Source organism: Sporosarcina sp. FSL K6-2383 (assembly GCF_038618305.1).
In the GTDB taxonomy this organism is placed as follows: domain Bacteria; phylum Bacillota; class Bacilli; order Bacillales_A; family Planococcaceae; genus Sporosarcina.
In genome coordinates this window covers 2,088,573-2,107,665 of sequence record NZ_CP152017.1, presented here as the reverse complement: position 1 = coordinate 2,107,665, position 19,093 = coordinate 2,088,573, and the positions used below count along the sequence as shown (strand labels likewise).

Annotated in this window: 19 protein-coding genes and 4 pseudogenes; 6 read left to right on the top strand and 17 right to left on the bottom strand. The window is 39.4% G+C overall.

The genetic code is table 11. The features are described from left to right. Positions 1-19: 19 nt before the first annotated feature. The 5 genes from MKZ10_RS10350 to MKZ10_RS10330 form a co-directional block, all read right to left on the bottom strand. Positions 20-1,012 carry an LLM class flavin-dependent oxidoreductase gene (locus MKZ10_RS10350; RefSeq protein WP_342504884.1) on the bottom strand — a complete coding sequence of 331 codons (993 nt, stop codon included), beginning with the start codon at positions 1,010-1,012 and terminating at the stop codon, positions 20-22. Continuing rightward, the gene (locus MKZ10_RS10345) at positions 1,009-1,230 is read right to left on the bottom strand and encodes a DUF896 domain-containing protein (RefSeq protein ID WP_342504883.1); all 222 of its coding nucleotides are present in this window, start codon (positions 1,228-1,230) and stop codon (positions 1,009-1,011) included. The genes MKZ10_RS10350 and MKZ10_RS10345 overlap by 4 nt, the downstream gene beginning before the upstream one ends. Positions 1,231-1,246: 16 nt before the next feature. Beyond that, a complete protein-coding gene (locus MKZ10_RS10340) occupies positions 1,247-2,194 on the bottom strand; it encodes an LLM class oxidoreductase (protein WP_342504882.1) in 948 nt (315 codons plus the stop codon). 20 nt (positions 2,195-2,214) lie between these two features. Then, positions 2,215-2,694: an Rrf2 family transcriptional regulator gene (locus MKZ10_RS10335; protein ID WP_342504881.1), complete on the bottom strand. Its 480-nt coding sequence runs from the start codon at positions 2,692-2,694 to the stop codon at positions 2,215-2,217. Positions 2,695-2,930: 236 nt separating this feature from the next. Continuing rightward, positions 2,931-3,575, bottom strand: a complete 645-nt coding sequence (locus MKZ10_RS10330) for an FMN-dependent NADH-azoreductase (protein WP_342504880.1) — start codon at positions 3,573-3,575, stop codon at positions 2,931-2,933. A 264-nt stretch (positions 3,576-3,839) separates the two neighbouring features. Here MKZ10_RS10330 and MKZ10_RS10325 point away from each other — a divergent pair, with 264 nt between their 5' ends. Further along, complete coding sequence (locus MKZ10_RS10325; protein WP_342504879.1) at positions 3,840-4,502, top strand: ribonuclease H family protein; 663 nt, start codon at positions 3,840-3,842, stop codon at positions 4,500-4,502. Between the two features lie 21 nt (positions 4,503-4,523). After that, positions 4,524-4,691: pseudogene (locus tag MKZ10_RS10320) on the top strand (cupin domain-containing protein); the annotation flags it as partial. A gap of 59 nt (positions 4,692-4,750) precedes the next feature. Here MKZ10_RS10320 and MKZ10_RS10315 read toward each other — a convergent pair. Beyond that, positions 4,751-5,560 carry an aminoglycoside adenylyltransferase domain-containing protein gene (locus MKZ10_RS10315; RefSeq protein ID WP_342504878.1) on the bottom strand — a complete coding sequence of 270 codons (810 nt, stop codon included), beginning with the start codon at positions 5,558-5,560 and terminating at the stop codon, positions 4,751-4,753. 139 nt (positions 5,561-5,699) lie between these two features. Next, positions 5,700-5,966, bottom strand: coding sequence for a YqhV family protein (locus tag MKZ10_RS10310; RefSeq protein ID WP_342504877.1), 267 nt, complete (start codon positions 5,964-5,966; stop codon positions 5,700-5,702). A gap of 261 nt (positions 5,967-6,227) precedes the next feature. On the opposite strand from MKZ10_RS10310, the gene MKZ10_RS10305 reads away from it, so the two are divergent. Beyond that, the gene (locus tag MKZ10_RS10305) at positions 6,228-6,989 is read left to right on the top strand and encodes a DUF2071 domain-containing protein (RefSeq protein WP_342504876.1); all 762 of its coding nucleotides are present in this window, start codon (positions 6,228-6,230) and stop codon (positions 6,987-6,989) included. A 268-nt stretch (positions 6,990-7,257) separates the two neighbouring features. On the opposite strand, the gene MKZ10_RS10300 is transcribed toward MKZ10_RS10305, so the two are convergent. Both MKZ10_RS10300 and MKZ10_RS10295 read right to left on the bottom strand, forming a co-directional pair. After that, positions 7,258-7,599 carry a zinc ribbon domain-containing protein YjdM gene (locus tag MKZ10_RS10300; RefSeq protein ID WP_342504875.1) on the bottom strand — a complete coding sequence of 114 codons (342 nt, stop codon included), beginning with the start codon at positions 7,597-7,599 and terminating at the stop codon, positions 7,258-7,260. Positions 7,600-7,670: 71 nt separating this feature from the next. Continuing rightward, positions 7,671-8,957: an MFS transporter gene (locus MKZ10_RS10295; protein ID WP_342504874.1), complete on the bottom strand. Its 1,287-nt coding sequence runs from the start codon at positions 8,955-8,957 to the stop codon at positions 7,671-7,673. 172 nt (positions 8,958-9,129) lie between these two features. Here MKZ10_RS10295 and MKZ10_RS10290 point away from each other — a divergent pair, with 172 nt between their 5' ends. Both MKZ10_RS10290 and MKZ10_RS10285 read left to right on the top strand, forming a co-directional pair. Further along, on the top strand, positions 9,130-9,402 hold the full coding sequence (locus tag MKZ10_RS10290; RefSeq protein WP_342504873.1) for a DUF2277 domain-containing protein: 273 nt from the start codon (positions 9,130-9,132) through the stop codon (positions 9,400-9,402). A 132-nt stretch (positions 9,403-9,534) separates the two neighbouring features. Continuing rightward, positions 9,535-11,091 (top strand): ABC-F family ATP-binding cassette domain-containing protein, encoded by a 1,557-nt coding sequence (locus MKZ10_RS10285; protein ID WP_342504872.1) that lies wholly within the window; start codon positions 9,535-9,537, stop codon positions 11,089-11,091. A gap of 91 nt (positions 11,092-11,182) precedes the next feature. Here MKZ10_RS10285 and MKZ10_RS10280 read toward each other — a convergent pair whose 3' ends face one another. The 8 genes and pseudogenes from MKZ10_RS10280 to MKZ10_RS10245 form a co-directional block, all read right to left on the bottom strand. Further along, on the bottom strand, positions 11,183-11,920 hold the full coding sequence (locus MKZ10_RS10280) for a hypothetical protein (RefSeq protein WP_342504871.1): 738 nt from the start codon (positions 11,918-11,920) through the stop codon (positions 11,183-11,185). Positions 11,921-12,118: 198 nt separating this feature from the next. Beyond that, the gene (locus MKZ10_RS10275; RefSeq protein WP_342504870.1) at positions 12,119-13,039 is read right to left on the bottom strand and encodes an aminoglycoside phosphotransferase family protein; all 921 of its coding nucleotides are present in this window, start codon (positions 13,037-13,039) and stop codon (positions 12,119-12,121) included. Positions 13,040-13,324: 285 nt separating this feature from the next. Next, a pseudogene (locus MKZ10_RS10270) lies at positions 13,325-14,109 on the bottom strand (Cof-type HAD-IIB family hydrolase). Between the two features lie 134 nt (positions 14,110-14,243). Beyond that, positions 14,244-14,801, bottom strand: a complete 558-nt coding sequence (locus MKZ10_RS10265) for a GNAT family protein (protein WP_342504869.1) — start codon at positions 14,799-14,801, stop codon at positions 14,244-14,246. A 204-nt stretch (positions 14,802-15,005) separates the two neighbouring features. After that, positions 15,006-15,563, bottom strand: coding sequence for a cysteine hydrolase family protein (locus tag MKZ10_RS10260; RefSeq protein ID WP_342504868.1), 558 nt, complete (start codon positions 15,561-15,563; stop codon positions 15,006-15,008). A 348-nt stretch (positions 15,564-15,911) separates the two neighbouring features. Continuing rightward, positions 15,912-16,289, bottom strand: coding sequence for an SET domain-containing protein (locus MKZ10_RS10255; RefSeq protein ID WP_342504867.1), 378 nt, complete (start codon positions 16,287-16,289; stop codon positions 15,912-15,914). Between the two features lie 727 nt (positions 16,290-17,016). After that, a pseudogene (locus tag MKZ10_RS10250) lies at positions 17,017-17,220 on the bottom strand (hypothetical protein); the annotation flags it as partial. Positions 17,221-17,226: 6 nt separating this feature from the next. Continuing rightward, on the bottom strand, positions 17,227-17,667 hold the full coding sequence (locus tag MKZ10_RS10245; RefSeq protein ID WP_342504866.1) for a GNAT family N-acetyltransferase: 441 nt from the start codon (positions 17,665-17,667) through the stop codon (positions 17,227-17,229). Between the two features lie 1,013 nt (positions 17,668-18,680). On the opposite strand from MKZ10_RS10245, the pseudogene MKZ10_RS10240 reads away from it, so the two are divergent. Continuing rightward, positions 18,681-18,785, top strand: a pseudogene (locus tag MKZ10_RS10240) (transposase domain-containing protein); the annotation flags it as partial. Positions 18,786-19,093 lie beyond the last annotated feature (308 nt).

Here is a 19,093-nt window from a genome sequence, read left to right as displayed (position 1 = left end):
CTATTCTTCCTCTCTTTTCCTACAATAACTCCTGTGCCAGTAAGCGATATACATTCAAACGCTTCTCTTGAGAATGAGGAATACTACAAATCATTGCTTCCTCAAATCCATAACGTTCTTGCTCTTGCTGTAATCGTGTTGCAATTTCTTTCGAAGATCCTACTAAGTGGATTTTACGACTCTCTTGAATCATCATTCGGTCCATTTCTGTCAACGGATAATCTCGCGCTTCTTCCGGCGTCAAAACTGTCCCGATTCTGCCTGTCATAAACAGTAAACGCCAAATATCTTGAGGTTTTGCCTCAAACTCAGCTTCTTCTCTTGTTTCTGCCGTCGTCACCATATAAGTAACATTGATTTCCGGTTTCTCCAAAAACGGTGAAGGTTGAAAGTTCTTCTTATAAGCCCCCAAAATCGACTCAGATAGCTGGCCGTTAAAAAACTGTGCAAAGGAATAGCCAACGCCCATACGCCCTGCTTGAATGGCACTATTGCCACTCGAACCTAATAGCCAAGCTTCAGGCAAAACAACTTGAGATGGCGTAGCAATTGTTTTATTGTATAGACGATCGCCTGGCACTTCATCGTTGATTAATTGCAAGGCTATGGAAAATTTTTCATACATATTGTTGACCATTGGAGGACGCCCTTCAGATAGAGCATAGATGGAATCATTATCCCCTCCGGGAGCTCGACCCACACCAAAATCAATACGGCCTGGTGAGAAGGCACTCAATGTTTTAAATACTTCAGCCAATTTTAACGGAGAATAATGCATCATCATCGTGCCACCAGTACCAATCCGAATTTGTTTCGTCTTGGCCGCTAAATGTGCCGCTGTCACCTCAGGAGCTGAACTTGCAAAGGTATCTGTCCCATGATGCTCTGCCATCCACATACGACGATAGCCTAGTTCGTCTGCCAAAACAGCCAATTCTTCTGCTTTTTTCAAAGCACCTGCTGCAGTATTGCCCTTTGTAATGGGCGCCTGATCCAAAACACTTAACCTCATGTCGTTAACTTCCTTTCCTGCTGTACTTTTTCTGGTGTTACATCATTTCCAAGTGGATCCAGTACAGTTATGCCCGAAACGGTATTGAGAACCTGTCCTCGAATTTCTCGTAAGTAATCTTGTTGCAACACCGTTTGTTCAACCATTTCAGCATTGGTCAAACCTTCTTGTCGCTGTTTTTTTGCTAATTCATTAATGCGATCTAATCCTTTAATCATCTATATGCCACTTCTTTCATCGTGTATTTGTAGAGAAATGAGGCACCACATATTCGCCTAATTCTTGAATCACTTCTGCTGCCGGGCGCTTACTATTTTTCAAACCAAACATGACATGATTTACGCCGGCATCCTGGTAAGCATGCAAATAATCGATTAAAAACTTATAACCCGATCTAAATCCACCCTGTATCGGTTTGGGTGCTTCATTTGGATTCTCTGATAAGTCTATTGCCAAAGCTTGCGCAAACGGTTTGAATCCCCCAGCTGCTTCTCGCCATTTTTTAACAAGTTCACGCTGCTCATTAACTCCTTGGGAATAAAATAACCAACCATCTGTATGCTTGGCTAGCCATTCAATCGTTTGGCCAGAATACCCTGTACCTAAAATCGGAATGTCCGATAACATTGGTTTGGGAACAATATCACCTTGAAGCATGTCAACACGTTCAGTCTGAATATGTGGAAATGATTCTTGCCAGACTTTTTTCATTACGCCTATAGATTCTCTAAATAACGCTGCTTTTTCGTTAACATCCACTTTAAATACCGGGAATTCAATAGGCCGGTCACCCGTTGCAACACCTACTAGCAATCGCTGACTAGATATTGTATCCAGTGAGGCAGCTGACTTCGCTACGTGAAGCGGATGACGTAATGTCGTCACAATACTCGAAGTACCGAGTGCAATCCGCTCCGTATGTGCTGCTACGTACGCAAGAAAGACCCATGGATCGTATAGTGCTCCAACATCACCAAAATTCGAATCGTAAAGTGGAGAATCTCTAACAAATAAGGAGGCGAACCCTAGACTTTCCGCTTTTTTCGCAAGTAGCATTTGCTCATCCAAATCCATCCTTGGGAAGCTTCCTTTATAAGACTCCAAAGGAAAGAATAGCCCCAGCGTTAATGCATTGTTTTTAAAAGTTCCTGCAAAACCATGATGTGTTTGAAAATTATTCATATATTGACTCTCCTATTTCCTTATAAAACCATTCTTTCTTTTACCCATTCTTTCAATCCATCCATTTTTCCAGGAAAACGATTCGTTGTTTCGGTGTAGAGAGATGCAATGGTTTCACGCTTCAACACCGTTTTCCAAGTTGATTCAGCTTCATCCATTAAATCCGTCAACAAACAGCATTCTTCTTCTTTTTCCAGTTCAAGCATGTCATCGAGAATCCCACTCGGAGAATAAAGAGATTGTTGACCTTCTATGGCAAGATAAACATCATATACTCGAATCTCTTCAGGTTTTTTCTTTAACTTAAACCCACCCTTTACGCCTGCAACAGAGGTAATTAAATCTGCACTCACTAGTTTTCTCAACAGTTTTTGAAAATAAGTCGGTGAGGTTCCCAACTGTTGGCTTATTACTTCTCCTGGTAATACCGCTCGATCTGGCAACATATTTAGGATTAGAATAGCGTAGACTGACTGTTCAACACCTGTTTTCATTTGCATGATGCCCACCCCCTTTTCAAAAGATATTTTTAGTATTTCTCGTGCACAACTAACCTGGATATTAATTATCCAGGTTAGTTTAACTTATCGAAATCTAAAAGTAAAACTTTTTGTCTTATCTGTTAGCAGTCAGAAAATTACCTCTTTCCAATTCTTTAATTTCTATATACACATACAAAAAAATCCCCTCGCTTAAATTTCACGAAGGGATTGACTGAGCTTATTTACTTATATTCTTATACAGTAGCCGGTTGAGCAGCCAATGCTTTTGCGACTTCAGCTACTTTTTCAAGGCCTTGTGCAACGATTTGTTCTGCTTGATCTGGCATAGCATTATGCCCTTCAATGATAACTTCTTCAACCGACATACCGAACACGCCGCCAAATACATTACGCATATACGTTGCCGACATTTCCATTGGTGCCATTTCAGGTGTTGAGTAGATACCGCCACGTGCATTGAGAAGGATTGCTTTTTTCTCTGTCATCAGGCTGATCATTTGACCTTCAGCGCTATATTTAAATGCATATCCTGCTTGATATACATAATCAATAAATGTTTGTAGTGGTGCTGGAATTGTTAGGTTCCACAATGGGAATGCGAAAACAACTACATCAGCAGCAGTTAAAGCGTCCATTGCTTTTTGTTTAGCCGCAACAAGGCGTTTCTCAAGGTCAGATAGTTGTTCACCGTTTTGCATTTTTCCAAATGCGTTGAACAAGTCTTGACCGAAGTAAGGCATATCTTCTGCAAAAACGTCAAACGTAGTGATGTTAAGATCCTTTGCATTCTGGATGTTTTCCATAAATGTTTCATACATTTTGCTTGAGATTGCTTCTGAAGCTGGGCGGTTATTTGCTTTGATTACTAAAATATTCATTATGACTTTCCTCCAAGTTGTTTTCTTTTTTGTGTCTATCTATTTACTATGGACGACAAGAAGTTATTCTAGCATACCCATTACCTTGAAATCTAGCAATTTGACTTCGAACTTTTTAAACCTTTGCTTTATAACCCCCCCTCTGAAGACAGGAATAAAACTAACATTCATTGGGAGCGATATTATTTTTAGAAACGGCTAGCTTTGGATATAATTGAAAGAAGCTAAATTCGTAGATGCACGACTATACGAGGAGGAATTGCGATGCATGTTCTAATTGAATGGACTTATAAAACACCAAGAGGCACAGAAACTATTTTTCGCTCCGAAGAAATGCGTGCATCAAAGGCTTTGCTATTTGCGGAAGACATAGAGCGAACTGGACGTGCCAAAAGTATCCTATTTACAGACCAACTCGATACCATATGGACGGTTAAAGAGATGAGACATTATTTGAAAGAAATTGAAACGGAGCCACATAACATTACAGTCTATTTCGACGGTGGCTTCGACCGCGAGACGAACAAATCCGGGATGGGCTGTGTCATTTATTATGACCAGAACCGCAAGTCTTACAGGCTACGGCGCAATGCCCCTTCTGTCGAACTCACATCAAATAACGAAGCTGAATACGCAGCGCTATATCTATGTCTACAGGAGCTTGAGCTATTGAATGTCCATCATCTGCCCGTCCGATTTATTGGCGATTCACAGGTCGTTATCAACCAATTAAGTGAGGAATGGCCGACACTAGAAAATAACCTGTCAAGGTGGGCAGACCGAATTGAAGCCAAACTAAAAGACCTCAAGATCCAAGCAACATACGAATTAGTCGGGCGAAAACGAAACGCAGAAGCAGATCGTTTAGCAACACAGGCACTACACGACATCTCGATTACTGCAACGAGTGAAATTGTAGAGGATTAGCATCATCCAGTAAAAAAAGTGGAAGGAACCAAGGAGTTGTTAATGGTTTTTGACGAAGAGCTTACGATTCGCGTCAATGATGAAGCATATGCCGTAAGAAGTGGTGATTCCATCCGATTTAAGGCTGACAGGCCGCATAGCTATGAGAATTCGGGGGATATCCTAACGCGATTGAGTATGGTGTTGTAGTATCCAAATTAAGAAAAGAGCCATCCCCTAAGTCACTGACTGTTGGGATGGCCAATTTTTTAAAAAGAAAGATGACTGTTGCAGTAATCAATCATATACTTCGAAAATAGCAAAGTTGCGTCCATTCGCTCCCTATCAGAAGGAAATCTCTCCCTATCCACACTTTTCCGAATATCTATAGCTTCCTTTATAATCGGATGCCATTCCTCCGGCATATGGAGCAAAGCGTATTCACCAGCACCCAGTTTTGAAATAATAGCGTGCTCCTTTAGCGTATAGTATTGGCGTAAAATGCCAAGAACGGACCATTCGATTTCAACATCAATTTCCTCGGTTGTAAATTGAAACATGTTCTCCATGGCTTGTTCGATTTTTTCAATCCGGCCTACCCAGTACGTCTTCATATTTTCCACTACATATTCAACCAGATGCTGTGGGTCGATTTCAAAATTGAGCGCGGTTGGTTGTGGACCAATCATGCTAATCCCATGCTTTTTCAATATCCACCATGTAATCGCGTTAAAATGAGCTCCATAACTCAACTTACCCTCATTATAATAAGGGTAATTCGTATCTATAGCATCTACTACACCAATATCCTCCCACATCAAATAGACGCCATCCATCTCTGGCTTTGGATAAGTACCTGCTATTCCCCTATGGATTTCAGCTAATATCTCGGCCTCTCCCTCTGACAAACGCCGATTGATAATGGCAATAAAATCAATATCACTTGAATTTTCCACATAAGCATCCAATGCAATCGAGCCTTGTAAATAAAAACCTTCAAGCCTATTTGGTAAACGAGCATGGAACAAGGTAATATATTCGTCTAAGACAGTTTGCACGATGACTGGTATTTCTCGCATTAAGCTCTCTCCCATTACTTCTGATACTTTAGATAGACGATTAATCTATCGGAAGGTTCGAATGAATAGCTTCTTGCTACATAAAAATTCCCTATTTCATGTAAAAAGAAGCCAAGTTATGAGTGATTTCAGCTAGTCCTCATTTAGCTTTCAAACTAAAAAGAATCAGTACAATTCCAGCAAACAGACAAATCATTCGAGTCGCCGAAATCTTTTCCGCTAGGCCAAATAATGCAATTCCTGTCGTAATAATTAACACAACTGGCCCCACTAGAGCAAGCAGCGTATTAATATAAAAGGCTTTTTCTAAATCGTTAAATTTATACATCAGCATGGCGGCGGTGATATCTACACTTCCAGAAAAAATTCTCAATATAATTATGATAAAAAGAGCTTTTTCAACCAATAAACCTGACTTCCTCCCCTGAAGTTCTTCTATTAATCACAAATTTTTGAATCACATAGTATTAGCTATAGCGTATGTAAGGCATTCCCTTTTTATTATAAATGTCTTGCAAGACAAATTATTACTCCAACTTGAGTTAATGGGCTATTTTAATTATAATTAGTAGCAATCTTAGCCAACCTATCTTGTGAGGAAATCATTAAAAAGCAGTATAATTTCTAAGATGTTCAACATTCGATTGTAGAAAGAGGTATTCTAGCTATGGAAGAACACACGGATCTAAAACAAGCCGGCTGGAACGACAGTCATCGTTTATGGCCATTACCACATTTACCTTGGACGATGCAGCAGACTTGGAACGATCTTTTGTTTGCGCATTATCCGATTAAACTCGAAGTCTTACAAAAACTCGTACCTGCTATTCTGCCCTTGGATTCTTTTAACGGCATGGGCTGGATTGGTATTGTTCCATTTCATATAACGGATATTCGACTGCGTGGCCTCCCCCCTATTCCAGGAGTTGCCCGATTTCCTGAGCTCAACGTTCGGACGTATGTAACAATTGATGGCAAGCCAGGGGTTTATTTCTTTAGCCTGGACGCTGACAACCGGCTTGCTGTCGAGGTGGCCAAACTGTTCTATCACTTGCCCTATATGAATGCTGACATGATGGTGAGACAGAATGGGTCAACCATTGATTATGAAAGCAGGAGAAGAAGCGGGAATGATGCCAATTTTGAGTGCAGCTATCGACCCATCTCTGAGCCATATTACGCAGTTAAAGGGTCCTTTGATGAATGGATGTCCGAGCGCTATTGCTTATATACACTAAACAATAAGGGTGCGCCCTTCCGCTGTGATATTCTACATCGCCCCTGGCTACTACAGCATGCAGAGGCGGAATTTAGCCAGAACACGATGCTGTCCAAGCAGGGCATTCTGGTTGAAAGTGACCAACCTCTCTTACACTTTTCTAAAAAGATAGAGGCTCGCATGTGGCCTTTGGTTCGTGCTTTGGGTTAATCGAGCTTCTCTACTCTTATCGTATCATCTTGCGCAATAGAACATTCTACGAAGACATCATCAGTAGCAAGTGAGCATTTCATGAATCAAAAAAAGGACTGCTCGGTATGTCGAAACTTTATCGACATACCGAGCAGTCCTTCAGCTAATGTATGAGAACCGTACACTAATAAGAAAATGCATTCTCTTCGAGAAAACCCAAATAGCTTGCAAAAATAAGTCTGCATCAACATCGATTTATGAGAAGTTGATGCAGACGATTTGTCATTTACAGCTTCTTCACAAACTCCGTCTTCAACTGCATAGCGCCAAAGCCATCGATTTTACAATCAATATCGTGATCGCCATCAATCAAACGGATACTTTTCACTTTTGTACCTGCTTTTACGACATTTGAGCTACCTTTTACTTTAAGATCCTTGATAACTGTTACAGAATCGCCATCATTTAAGATATTGCCATTGGCATCTTTGTAAACCTTTTTCTCTTCTACCTCTTCTGCTGCTGATTCTAACGTCCATTCATGCGCACATTCTGGGCACACAAAAAGGTTGCCATCCTCGTATGTATATTCTGAATTACACTTTGGGCAATTTGGTAATTTTGACATAATTTCAATTCCTCCATTCATTCGTGTATATTATAACATAAAAGATGCGCCATTTCTTGAAGTGCAACAGCTTAGCTACGCTTCCCCTTCACATGAACCCATATCATAAGAGGTATTAGCAATAAGGCTAAATACATGCCTACAAATCCTAAAATCGCATAGCTTGAAAACGCCACGATGAGTCCTGATAATAAGCCACCCGCTGTCCCAGCTAATGCCACCCATACATCAACAGTTCCTTGTGTTTTTGCACGTGTTTTCATATCCGTCGAATCAATAATAATAGCCGTCCCGCTAATTAAACCAAAGTTCCACCCAAGTCCAAGCAATATGAGTGCAAAGGCTAGCCAAAATAGAGATCCACCCGGTGCTAAGGCTGCAACGACACCTGCCACAGCTAATGTCACACCCGAAGCAATGACCATAAACGTACGACCGATTTTATCGACCAATATGCCTGTCACCAACGACGGCAAATACATGGCGGCAATATGGAGACCAATGACGAGACCGACCGCACTCAATTGCGCACCATGATTTTGCATTTGAACGGGTGTCATCGTCATAATTCCGACCATCACGGCATGTGAGAGAATAAGAACTAGTGCTCCAACGACAACACCGACACGATTCACCTTACTTTGTAGCACCTGATGTCCATCATTCACCTTGTTCTGCCTTTGTTTATCCTTCTCTATAGCGATTGCTCTTGCCACTAAAAATGGATCAGGGCGTAAGTATACTAAAAAAATTAGACCTGCGATAAGATAAGCAACTGCCGCTAAGATAAATGGACCCGCTAAAGCTGGCATACCAAGTGTCAACGCGAATTTCCCCATCGGTGTGACTAAATTCGGTCCTGCCACCGCCCCCAATGTCGTGGAAACCAGTGCGATACTAATAGCTGTTGCCCGTTGTTTCTCACTTGCTAAATCAGTTCCAGCATACCGTGCTTGTAAATTAGTTGAAGTACCAGCACCATACACAAATAACGCTAAAAATAATAACAAGACATTGTCAATCGTCGCTGCAAGCACAACCGCAAGGGCCCCTATTCCCCCGACGATAAATCCAAAAGAAAGCCCATATCGACGACCAAAGCGCTGTGAAATCCGCCCTACTAAAAAAGCGGCTAACGCTGAACCAAGTGTAAATAATGCAGTCGGCAGTCCAGCATAACTTGCACTCCCTAACATATCCTTCGCAAGGAGTGCGCCGACTGTAATCCCAGCGGCAAGCCCAGCACCACCGAAAATTTGCGACATGATGACCACAATGAGTGAGCGCTTATACAACTTTTGTTGAGCCTCAGCTGAATGGAGATAGTGCTCTACTTCAGTAGAATTTTGTTGCTTCATTCCTTTTTCACACCCCTTTAGTCGCTAGCATTAATAAGTTACTTGTTTCATAGTACCAGACAAGCGAAGAAACCCCAATCACAATTGATTCAATTTCCCTATATAAATGTGATACTCACTATAAATAAATGAATATGCTACAATCAAGAAAATAACAACAGAGGTGAACGCTATGTGTCGCAATATTAAAACCTTATTTAACTTTGAACCTCCAGCTACTGATGATGAGATTTATGCCGCTTCCTTACAATATGTGCGTAAAATCACAGGTTTCAACAAAGTATCGAAGGTAAACGAGGACGCTTTTAATCTGGCTGTAGAGCAAGTGGCAATTGCTACACAACAACTACTTAAGACAGCTGTCACCAATGCAGAGCCCCGTAATCGAGAAATTGAAGCGGAACGTGCACGGGCTCGTTCTGCAAAAAGATTTGGAATCGAGTAAGAATACTTTGCATGCAAAAAGAAATAATTCCTATCCTCATCCACAAAATATCTATATAATAGTTACAGATTCGGCGTGTCCTGATTTGGGGCAGTAAGAACTATTCTTAATGAAGGAAAAGGTGTTTATTAGATGAGTTTATTGACAGTAGAAAATTTAAGCCATGGCTTTGGAGATCGTGCAATTTTTGAAGACGTATCTTTCCGATTATTGCAAGGGGAGCATATTGGTTTAATTGGTGCGAATGGTGAGGGTAAATCGACTTTCATGAATATTATTACACGTAAGCTAGAGCCTGATGCAGGAACGGTGAACTGGTCGAAACGCGTACGGGTTGGTTATTTAGATCAGCATGTTGTATTAAAACAAGGAATGACCATTCGCGACGTGCTGCGAACAGCTTTCCAATACCTCTATGACCGAGAGGCTGAAATGAATGCACTCTTTGAAAAGATGGCAGAAGTAGAACCAGACGAGCTGGAAGCACTTCTAGAGGAGACTGGCCAAATTCAAGAAGAGTTATCGCATAATGATTTTTACATCATTGATTCAAAAGTAGAAGAGGTAGCGAACGGACTTGGATTGAACGAATTCGGTCTGGATCGGGACGTTCATGATTTAAGTGGAGGTCAGCGGACAAAAGTACTGCTCGCCAAGTTATTATTAGAGAAACCCGATATCCTTCTGCTAGATGAGCCGACAAACTATTTAGATGTCGAGCATATCAACTGGCTGCGTAATTATTTGCAGAACTATGAGAATGCATTTATTTTAATATCCCATGATATCCCCTTCTTGAATAGCGTAATTCAGTTGATTTATCATATGGAAAATCAAGAAATCACTCGTTATGTTGGGGATTATGAGGAATTTGTGCGCGTTCATGAGATGAAAAAGCAGCAGGTTGAAGCTGCCTTCAAGAAGCAACAAAAGGAAATCTCGCACCTCAAAGACTTCGTAGCACGTAATAAAGCAAATGCGGCGACGAGCCGAATGGCTATGTCCCGTCAGAAGAAGCTAGACAAAATGGACATTATCGAATTAGATGCAGAAAAACCGAAACCTCAATTCAATTTTAAACTTGCACGGACTCCAGGCAGATATTTATTCCAAACAAAAGAACTTGTCATTGGCTATGACGAACCGTTGTCGAGAGAGCTAGATTTGACGATGGAACGCGGACAGAAAATTGCCTTGTCTGGTGCCAATGGTATTGGTAAAACAACGCTACTGAAGAGTATTCTTGGAGAAATCCCTTCCCTCGCTGGCTCCGTTGAACTTGGTGAGCATTTGGAAATTGGTTATTTCGAGCAGGAGACGAAATCGGATACCAACAATACATGCTTGGAAGAAGTATGGGAAGAGTTTCCGCATTTCACGCAGTATGAAGTGCGCGCTGCTTTAGCAAGATGTGGTTTAACAACGAAGCATATTGAAAGCAAAGTAAAAGTGTTAAGTGGTGGAGAACGAGCAAAAGTACGTTTGTGTAAATTAATTAATCGCGAAACAAATCTGCTCGTTCTTGATGAGCCGACCAATCACCTGGATAAAGATGCAAAAGATGAATTGAAACGTGCTTTACAGGAATACAAAGGAAGCGTTCTGCTCATTTCACATGAGCCTGATTTTTATGAAGGTCTTGTGACTGGTGTTTGGAATGGTGAAAATTGGACGACTAAAATGTTTTAATCCACTACGAAAAACCATCCGAAAGTTTTCACTCGGATGGTTTTTGTATAATTACGGTGAATATCCATTTTACATAGAGTCAAACAACACATTATTCGTTGGGCTTAAAATCAATTGATTTTGCCTGATACATTTTATCTTTGAACATATACGTAATTTCAATAATCCCTATATAGCCAGATGGAGAAATGATTCCCCCCACTTTTGCAACAAGCTGATTGTCTTTGATTTCAAAGTCAACACTATTACCAAAGTATATATCACTAAATAAGACTTCAGGTTGAATTCCTAACGATTTTATATCAATTACGTATTTCTTGTCATCAATACTAACAGTCGCTTTGTTGGGTGATAGCTCGGTCTTCACATTTTTCAACACGATTGCAATGGGATCATCAACAAGCACCTCAACGGGTCCATCAAAAAACATCTTACCTAATCGTTGATCTTGTATATGGAAAACATGAACTTCTCGTTCTAAAACCCCAGTACCAGTACCTCTAGTTAAAATTATGATTAACTCTTTCTTTCCGTCTACATTGATGTTCTCATAGATAATTTCAGGATGCCATGCAGGACTTGTTGTGTTTATCCAGAATGGTCTTGACATAATAACACCTTTAAAATCAATTTTAAAATCTGTATATACGTCATTCATATTCATCCTTGTAGCATAAAGGATAATATCCCCTTTTTCTGACTTAGTTATTTCATCATACTCTACCTTTATTGCTTCATCTTTTGTTATAGCAAAGCCGACTTCAAAAAAATAGGATTTAAAAAGGAAGATAATCATGCCGATTAAGAAGACTACATACATTTTTCTCATGATTGATTGAACCTCCAAAGCGATAACTTTGTTTAGGTTTTCCAAAATGGAATAAATGATACATACTGTTCAAATCCACACAACAACAGAACGTACGTTCAACCCACCTTCGTCAAACTATGCATCAATTGTTTTAATTGATAACGAAACCCCATCTGAAAGTTATTACAACTTTTAGATGGGGTTTTCGTCTACTTTTTATATTTCGTTGCCATCAAGATAATCCACTAGTTGGCTGCTCAAGCGTTCCCAATCACTGACGATTACTTCAATAATGCGATAAGACTCTTCCGCAATGGCTTTGTTCGTATTTTTATGCGCATCATAGGTGATTAAAGCCTTCCATAAAGCCCACCCTCTCGCTCGATTCCATGTTTCTTCATCCATCTGCAATGTGTTCTTAAATATCTTTCGACTCTCATTATCAAAAAAGGTCCAGGCCATCGCCGCATCACAAGCCGGATCTCCTACACCTAGTATTCCAAAATCAATAACGGCACAGAGCTGTCCATCTTTCACCAATAAATTCCCCGGTGCGATATCCCCATGAACCCAAACGGGCTCTGCTTGCCAAGTAGATGCCAATGCCCATTGCCATAACTCTTTCAATAACGATTCGTTAAACATATCACGATTATTGTCAATGGCATTCCTAGCCTCTTCGTCGTAGACAGCTATCGAGCCACCCCTATAAAAGTTATGCTCGCCAGCTAAAGGACCTCCGCTTGCATCAATCGATTGTAAGGCTAATAAAAATGCTCCTAAATCTGTTGCCAACTGATTCAAATCAGTTACATTTTCTAGCGACAAGGCTTCTCCCTCTATCCACTGATTCACAGACCAAGGCCATGGATAAGCCTCACTCGGTTCACCTTTCGCTATGGGTGTAGGAATAAGCAAGGTAAGTTCTTTACTTAGCACGGGTAACCATCGCTGTTCTTTCCCTACTTGCGGAACATAAGACGCCGCGCTCGGTAACCTAACACTCATCTGCTCACCTAAGTGGAACGTTCTATTGTCGTTGCCACTGTGTTTAACAGGTTTAATCGTTAAACTAGCCCATTCGGGAAATTGTTCGGTGATTAATCTTGTGACTACATCGACGTTAATTGGATGCATGGTGTACCCCCTTCGTAAAACCGCAATAGCACCAATAATAGAAGATGCAACAACCAATCCCATTTGAAGAATAGGCAGCATTCTGCTGATTTTTATGAAGGCCTTGTGACAGGCCGATAAGATGGCAAAAATTAGACGATGAAAATATTTTAACCTACTATGAAAAGCAGCACTGTTATTGAGTGCATTTTTGACCAATTTGAAAAGAGTCTAATCAGATCTGCGCTCAGCAATTATACGCCCCTTTGGTTTTCAACTACCAGAGGGGTATATATTGGAAATCACTTATAACAGCCCAATCTCTTTTAAAGCAAACTCAATTCCCTCTTCACTCGACTTTTTCGTTACAAAATTAGCAGCCGATTGTACTCTTTCATTTCCATTCCCCATCGCTACTCCCAGACCTACAAACTCTAACATATCAATATCATTCTCTCCATCTCCAAAAGCAATCGCCTCTGATTTATCAATATCAAAGTATTCCAGTACTTTTCGAATAGCTACCGATTTTGAGACCTCTTCTTGCAATACATTCAACACAAAAGGATGCCACCTTAAAAATGTTAAATGAGGAAAGTGAGAGCTATATTTTTTCACTATTTGATCAGTGGCATACAAACACATTAAATAGACATCCTGACGATATATTAACTCGTCTATTGTAGGGTACTCTTGTAGGAATAATGTTTCCTTCAAGGCCTTTAGAATTTGAGGGTTCTTTACTCCATTCATATAGAATTCTTCAGTATAAAAAGACAGTCCATGATTCTCAGCTTTCGCAAATTCAAATACATCCTGAACGTTCCGTTGATCCATCGCCATTTTATGTATGACCTGCGATTTGTGCTTAGCATAGCCTCCATTCGCTGTAATAAACGTGTCGATTCCTAATTCCTTAATATCTTGACACATCGATAACGGCCGCCCCGTTGCCGCCCCGTTGCCGCCACGACCTTCATTCCTTTTTCTTTTAATGCAAGAATAGCTTCTTTGGTTTTAGTTGAAATACTACCGTCTTGATGATTCGTTATCGTTCCATCGACATCAAAAAACGCAATTTTATAGGTCATTTTTTTCTCCTTTTTAAGTTCCTGCGATAAGACACCGACTATGGTATATTTCTTTCTTGAAGTCGGCATTGCCCCTATTTCTCAGGACTTCGACTTGACTTAATTAACCAGCTCTACCTTACAAACCTCGTTACTCAATTTTCACTAACATGGAAATCTTCTTTTATGATGGAATACATATACAAATCATCGAATTTACCACGTGCAAATTCATAATGCCGCAGCAATCCCTCTCTTATAAAGCCTTGCTTCTCTACTAATTTTTGTGATGGTACATTCACTGGTTCAATTAAAGCCTCTATTCTTTCTAACTGCAAGTGATGATAACCATACTTCACAACAGCTTCCAATGCCTCACTAGCAATTCCTTGTCCCCAGTGATCCTTGCTTAATTCATACCCCACTTCTGCTCGATAATGTTTGGGAATCCTATTCAGAAAGCCACAGCTCCCGATCACCTTGCCAGAATCTTTTAGAGTAATCCCCCATCTAATTCCAGTGCCTTCCTCGTATATGGATGTATACCACTCAATTTCATCCCACACGTCTTTTACTGTTTGGAAAGGATCTAGTCCCATTGGTTTCACAACATCTTCATCAGATAGGTAGTCAAACATATCAGCGGCATCCGTTGTTGTGACTTGTCTTAACATTAATCTTTCAGTTTCAATAATAGGAAACTCTTTTTTCATTGACTCGCTCCCTCTTTAACATCATGCTACAAACAAATCATCGACCCTGCGGCACCACCTTCAATCCCATACCAACTATACAATCTAAAGAACAGCTGGACTCGGTATTCAACAGACCAAGTACAATAAACGCACTCAAACTCGCGAAAGACTTAACAAAAGTGACCATTTTTACGGATAGGGTACTCGTATGCTAGTAAATTATCATCGATAGGAATCATGGGTTGGATTAAACAAATCTTCCTCTGCATTTCTGACAACCGAAAAGTGTTCAACATTGTAATGCCCATGAAGAGTTTTATTATGATGTTTTATGATTTGCTCAGCACTTAAAACATCATTGTCTGTTGTCGAATGTCCATCACCCACTAAAGTAACATCAAAACCACTAATCGTGGCAGTTCTAACAGCACTATCTATACAGTGCTGCGTTGCACAACCCATAACAACAATGTGTTCGATTTCTTGGGATTGTAAATGATTTAGAAGTTCCGTTCCATGGAATGAATTCGTCGCCGCCTTATCAAAAATCACCGCTTCTGTTGGCACATTAATTTCATTGTGAACTTGAAATCCTTCACCTTGCCCTCCTGCAACATCGAGATCCCTTATACAAATAATTAAAACATTACGTTCTCTTGCTTTTTCAATCACTAGATTGATATTCCTAATAAGTTGTTCTTTATTAAAAACAGCACTTTCCTCCTGATTTCCATCCATTAATTCTTGTTGAGCATCGATAATTAATAATGTTTGATTCACAATATTTTTCCCCTTTCAGATGTAAGGAAATGCTATTGACCTTAATCAGTAAGACGTTTTCCCCTTATACATTTTCACGCGACCATATTTTTTGTTTGTCATGATACCTACTCTCTAAAAAAATATTCGTCAAAAATTTATCCCACTGTTCAGAAAATTAATTTTAACATATTCCTCTTAAAGGTGATACCATATCAAGAAAGTTGGATAGCTAAATAAGGAAAACACCCTTAGATAAAAATTATCTAAGGATGTAAACGACGGTACTATACTTAAATGCTTTTGTAGAGTTAGAAAAGTTGTTTCATTTCAAAAAAACAAATCGATTAGATTCGCTTCCCCATTCTTTTATTCCTTATTAAACCACAGTGGATCGTTATCATCAACATCACCATTGTAATTAATTAGAACTTCTTCTCCTGCTTTAATATCCGTATGAGCAAAGAAATCAAATGTCTCATTTTTAAAATTAATCTCATACGTTGCATTCGGTTCATAAGAATGATTAAATAACATGCCGTAACCTAGAAGGATAGCAGATCGCCCCAATCCATACTCAAAAGCGTAATCTGCAAGCGTTGTTTTCTCAATGTATTGATGCTCGTCATTTGGATAAGAAATGACAGGTGCTTCATGTAAAAGTTCTCCTTTTTTATAATCACATGTTGCAAATACGCCTCTATTGAATTCTCCATCACTTACTGAAGACATTTTTACCTCAATCATGTTTTTCGCCTACTTACTTTTATATTGTTCTTTAACTATAACATTAAATTGAATATTGAGCTCCTTTTTAAGGCGATGTTCAATAACTTTATTATCACGAACAATACTGTAAAGTGATTACAGCCACGAGAATGTACCACTTGTGACATATTTATTACCACTGAATGCCAAGAGATTTACCACGCAATGTTACCTCGTGTACCAGAACACTGAACTGAATACTAACTGAAGAGATAACGTTTTTTTAATTAGCATGATTACAAAGCGATATGCGCTGTTTAACAACTTGACACCGAGCCTCCACCGGCATGAGTCCCAAGCCATGAAACCAGCAACACATGCTGACTTGTCCACCAAGACTATCATGCCCGTAACTCTCTGTAAAGTTGTGAGCCTAGAATCGGTTGCCTCCCCCAGCCCTTATGTAGCCTGTATTCACGTCTGCTGCACAAGGAGCAAGTATTTAAAATGTCGCAATGGTAACTACTTGTCATTCGGTGGCACAAAACACGGCAGGGGTGGTACATTTCATTGGCTGTAATCAATCAACTGCTTCCATGGTCGAAGACCTTGCCGTCAGATTGCCACGTTCCGAGTAAAAACTAAATAAAGCCCCCTGAAATGACAGGTGGGCACTATTTCACACTTACGTTGATCGTACCAAGGAGGTGCTACGTTTGGATATGCGTTGTTTGATTAGGGACTTACAGTTAAAATTGAGATAACGTCAGAAGTACGCTATCTTTCGATACCAAGCATAAAAAAGCCTATTTTCTCCGTAAGCGTCAATATAGAAGTCAAATATACAATTTTCAAAATTAATATCATACGTCGCATTAGGTTCATACGAATGATTAAACAGCATACCATAACCAAGAAGGATAGCAGATTGACCTATCCCACACTCAAAAGCTTAGTCACCGAGAACGCTGGCAATTTATGTTATTTTTTTATACATCACGATATGTGGACCGATAGGAGGATATTCAAAAACTTCTCCATATTCTTTAAAACCTAAATTACTATAATATTCTTGTACTGTTGTTCTTCCTTTGCACCATAAAAAGTCAACACTTTGTTCTTTTAATAAATTTTCAGCGTAGTTTACGACTGCCCTTCCAGCACCTAACTTTCGAAACTCATCAAGAGTAGCCATTTGCCTTAAGCGATATTGTTTTTCAATAGGAAAATCAGAATTCTTGTCGACAATAAATGATGCAATACTTATTAGCTTTCCTTGATAAAATGCCCCAACATGAAATGTATAATCTTTATGGTCTGAATCATACTTGCAGTCCTCAATTGTTTGGTGTGGACGTAGGACAGTATGTCTAAGATTGTAAGTCATTTCAGGTCCAATTTTTCTAACTTCAAACATTTCTCCGCTCCTTTTTGCAAATTTTTATTAAATAGACAATTATCCACTTTTTACAACTTCTCTGTTTCTAGTTTCTCAGTACTCAGAATATAAAACATTTTACTAATAAGCATAACTTTCATTCAAGAAGTATTAACGCATATTTACTCTTCCAGTTATTGGTATAGTTCGTATACGTGGATGAACAAGACATACAACTGGTAAGCAAATATAAGTGTAATGCTGCTACCAACACAAAGTAAATTCCTGCCAAGGAACCATTTTTCCCACCTCTTTCTTAATTAATTAAAATAAATTCTTCCACTAGCAACAACAGATACTACATTTTTAACCCAAAAAGTTATAACACCCTCAAACTGGGTTTCTTCATTTGCATTCTTCAATCTCTTCACTGTTTCATCAATTTCATATGTGTTTTCATTAATGTAATGGTCAACTTAAGTCTTTGGTCACACTCATAGTTTAGTTCCGCAACAGATACTGTCAAATCTAATCACTTTGGAGTTTGTATAATTTAAATTTTTCTATTAAAAGTCACGTTTAAGAATAGAAGATTTTTTTCTTTCCCATAAAATCTACCTCCATTTTTAAATTACTAGAAAATACTAACATTACAAATTATAACACATATATAAAATTCGTGAAGTAGTTGAGCGAAGGTTTAGACGATTCTATACACTCTTTTTCAGACTATAAAGTAAGCCCGAATTATAAAAATATGCCTAGCTTTACGGTCCGCATGACAAATAGCCGTCTATGACGATTTTTCAAATCGAATAGACGGCTGATTTTATAGTTTGCTACATATTGATTAGATGGTCTTTGACCAGGGTAAGTACTGATCTAAAATCTCAGGATTTTGATGGATATTGAGATTTGGTAAATCCGTCTGTAGCTTCTTTATATATTCATAGAAAAAGATACCATTACTCTCTGCTGTCTCTGCTAGACTTAAACAAATAGCGTTTGCCCCCGCATCGGCCTCGCTAACGGAATGTATCCAATTTTTGAAAGGTGCAAAAGCCAGCGCAATCGCCTATAGAATCGTGGAAACTGCTAAAATAAATCATTTGAATCCGCTAATTTACTTAACCTATGTATTTGAACAGTTAACTTAATAGATCTGACGGATTCTGAAGCGCTCGATCAACTGCTTCTATGGTCGAAGACCCTTCCGGCAGTTTGCGAGGTTCCAAGTAACATAAAATAAAGCATATAATAAGCGCCCTCTGAAAAGTAGGTAGGCGCTACTTAACACTTACTTTGAAGCGAGTGTTTCAAACGATAACAACTGTTATGTTATGGGTGCAGCATCTATTTTTTCAATATTTTTCGAGCCAAGTATATATACTTTGAACACAGATATTATTTTAGCACTCCAGGCTGTGACGCTAGATTCATTACTTTCTTTAAATGCTTCAATCCC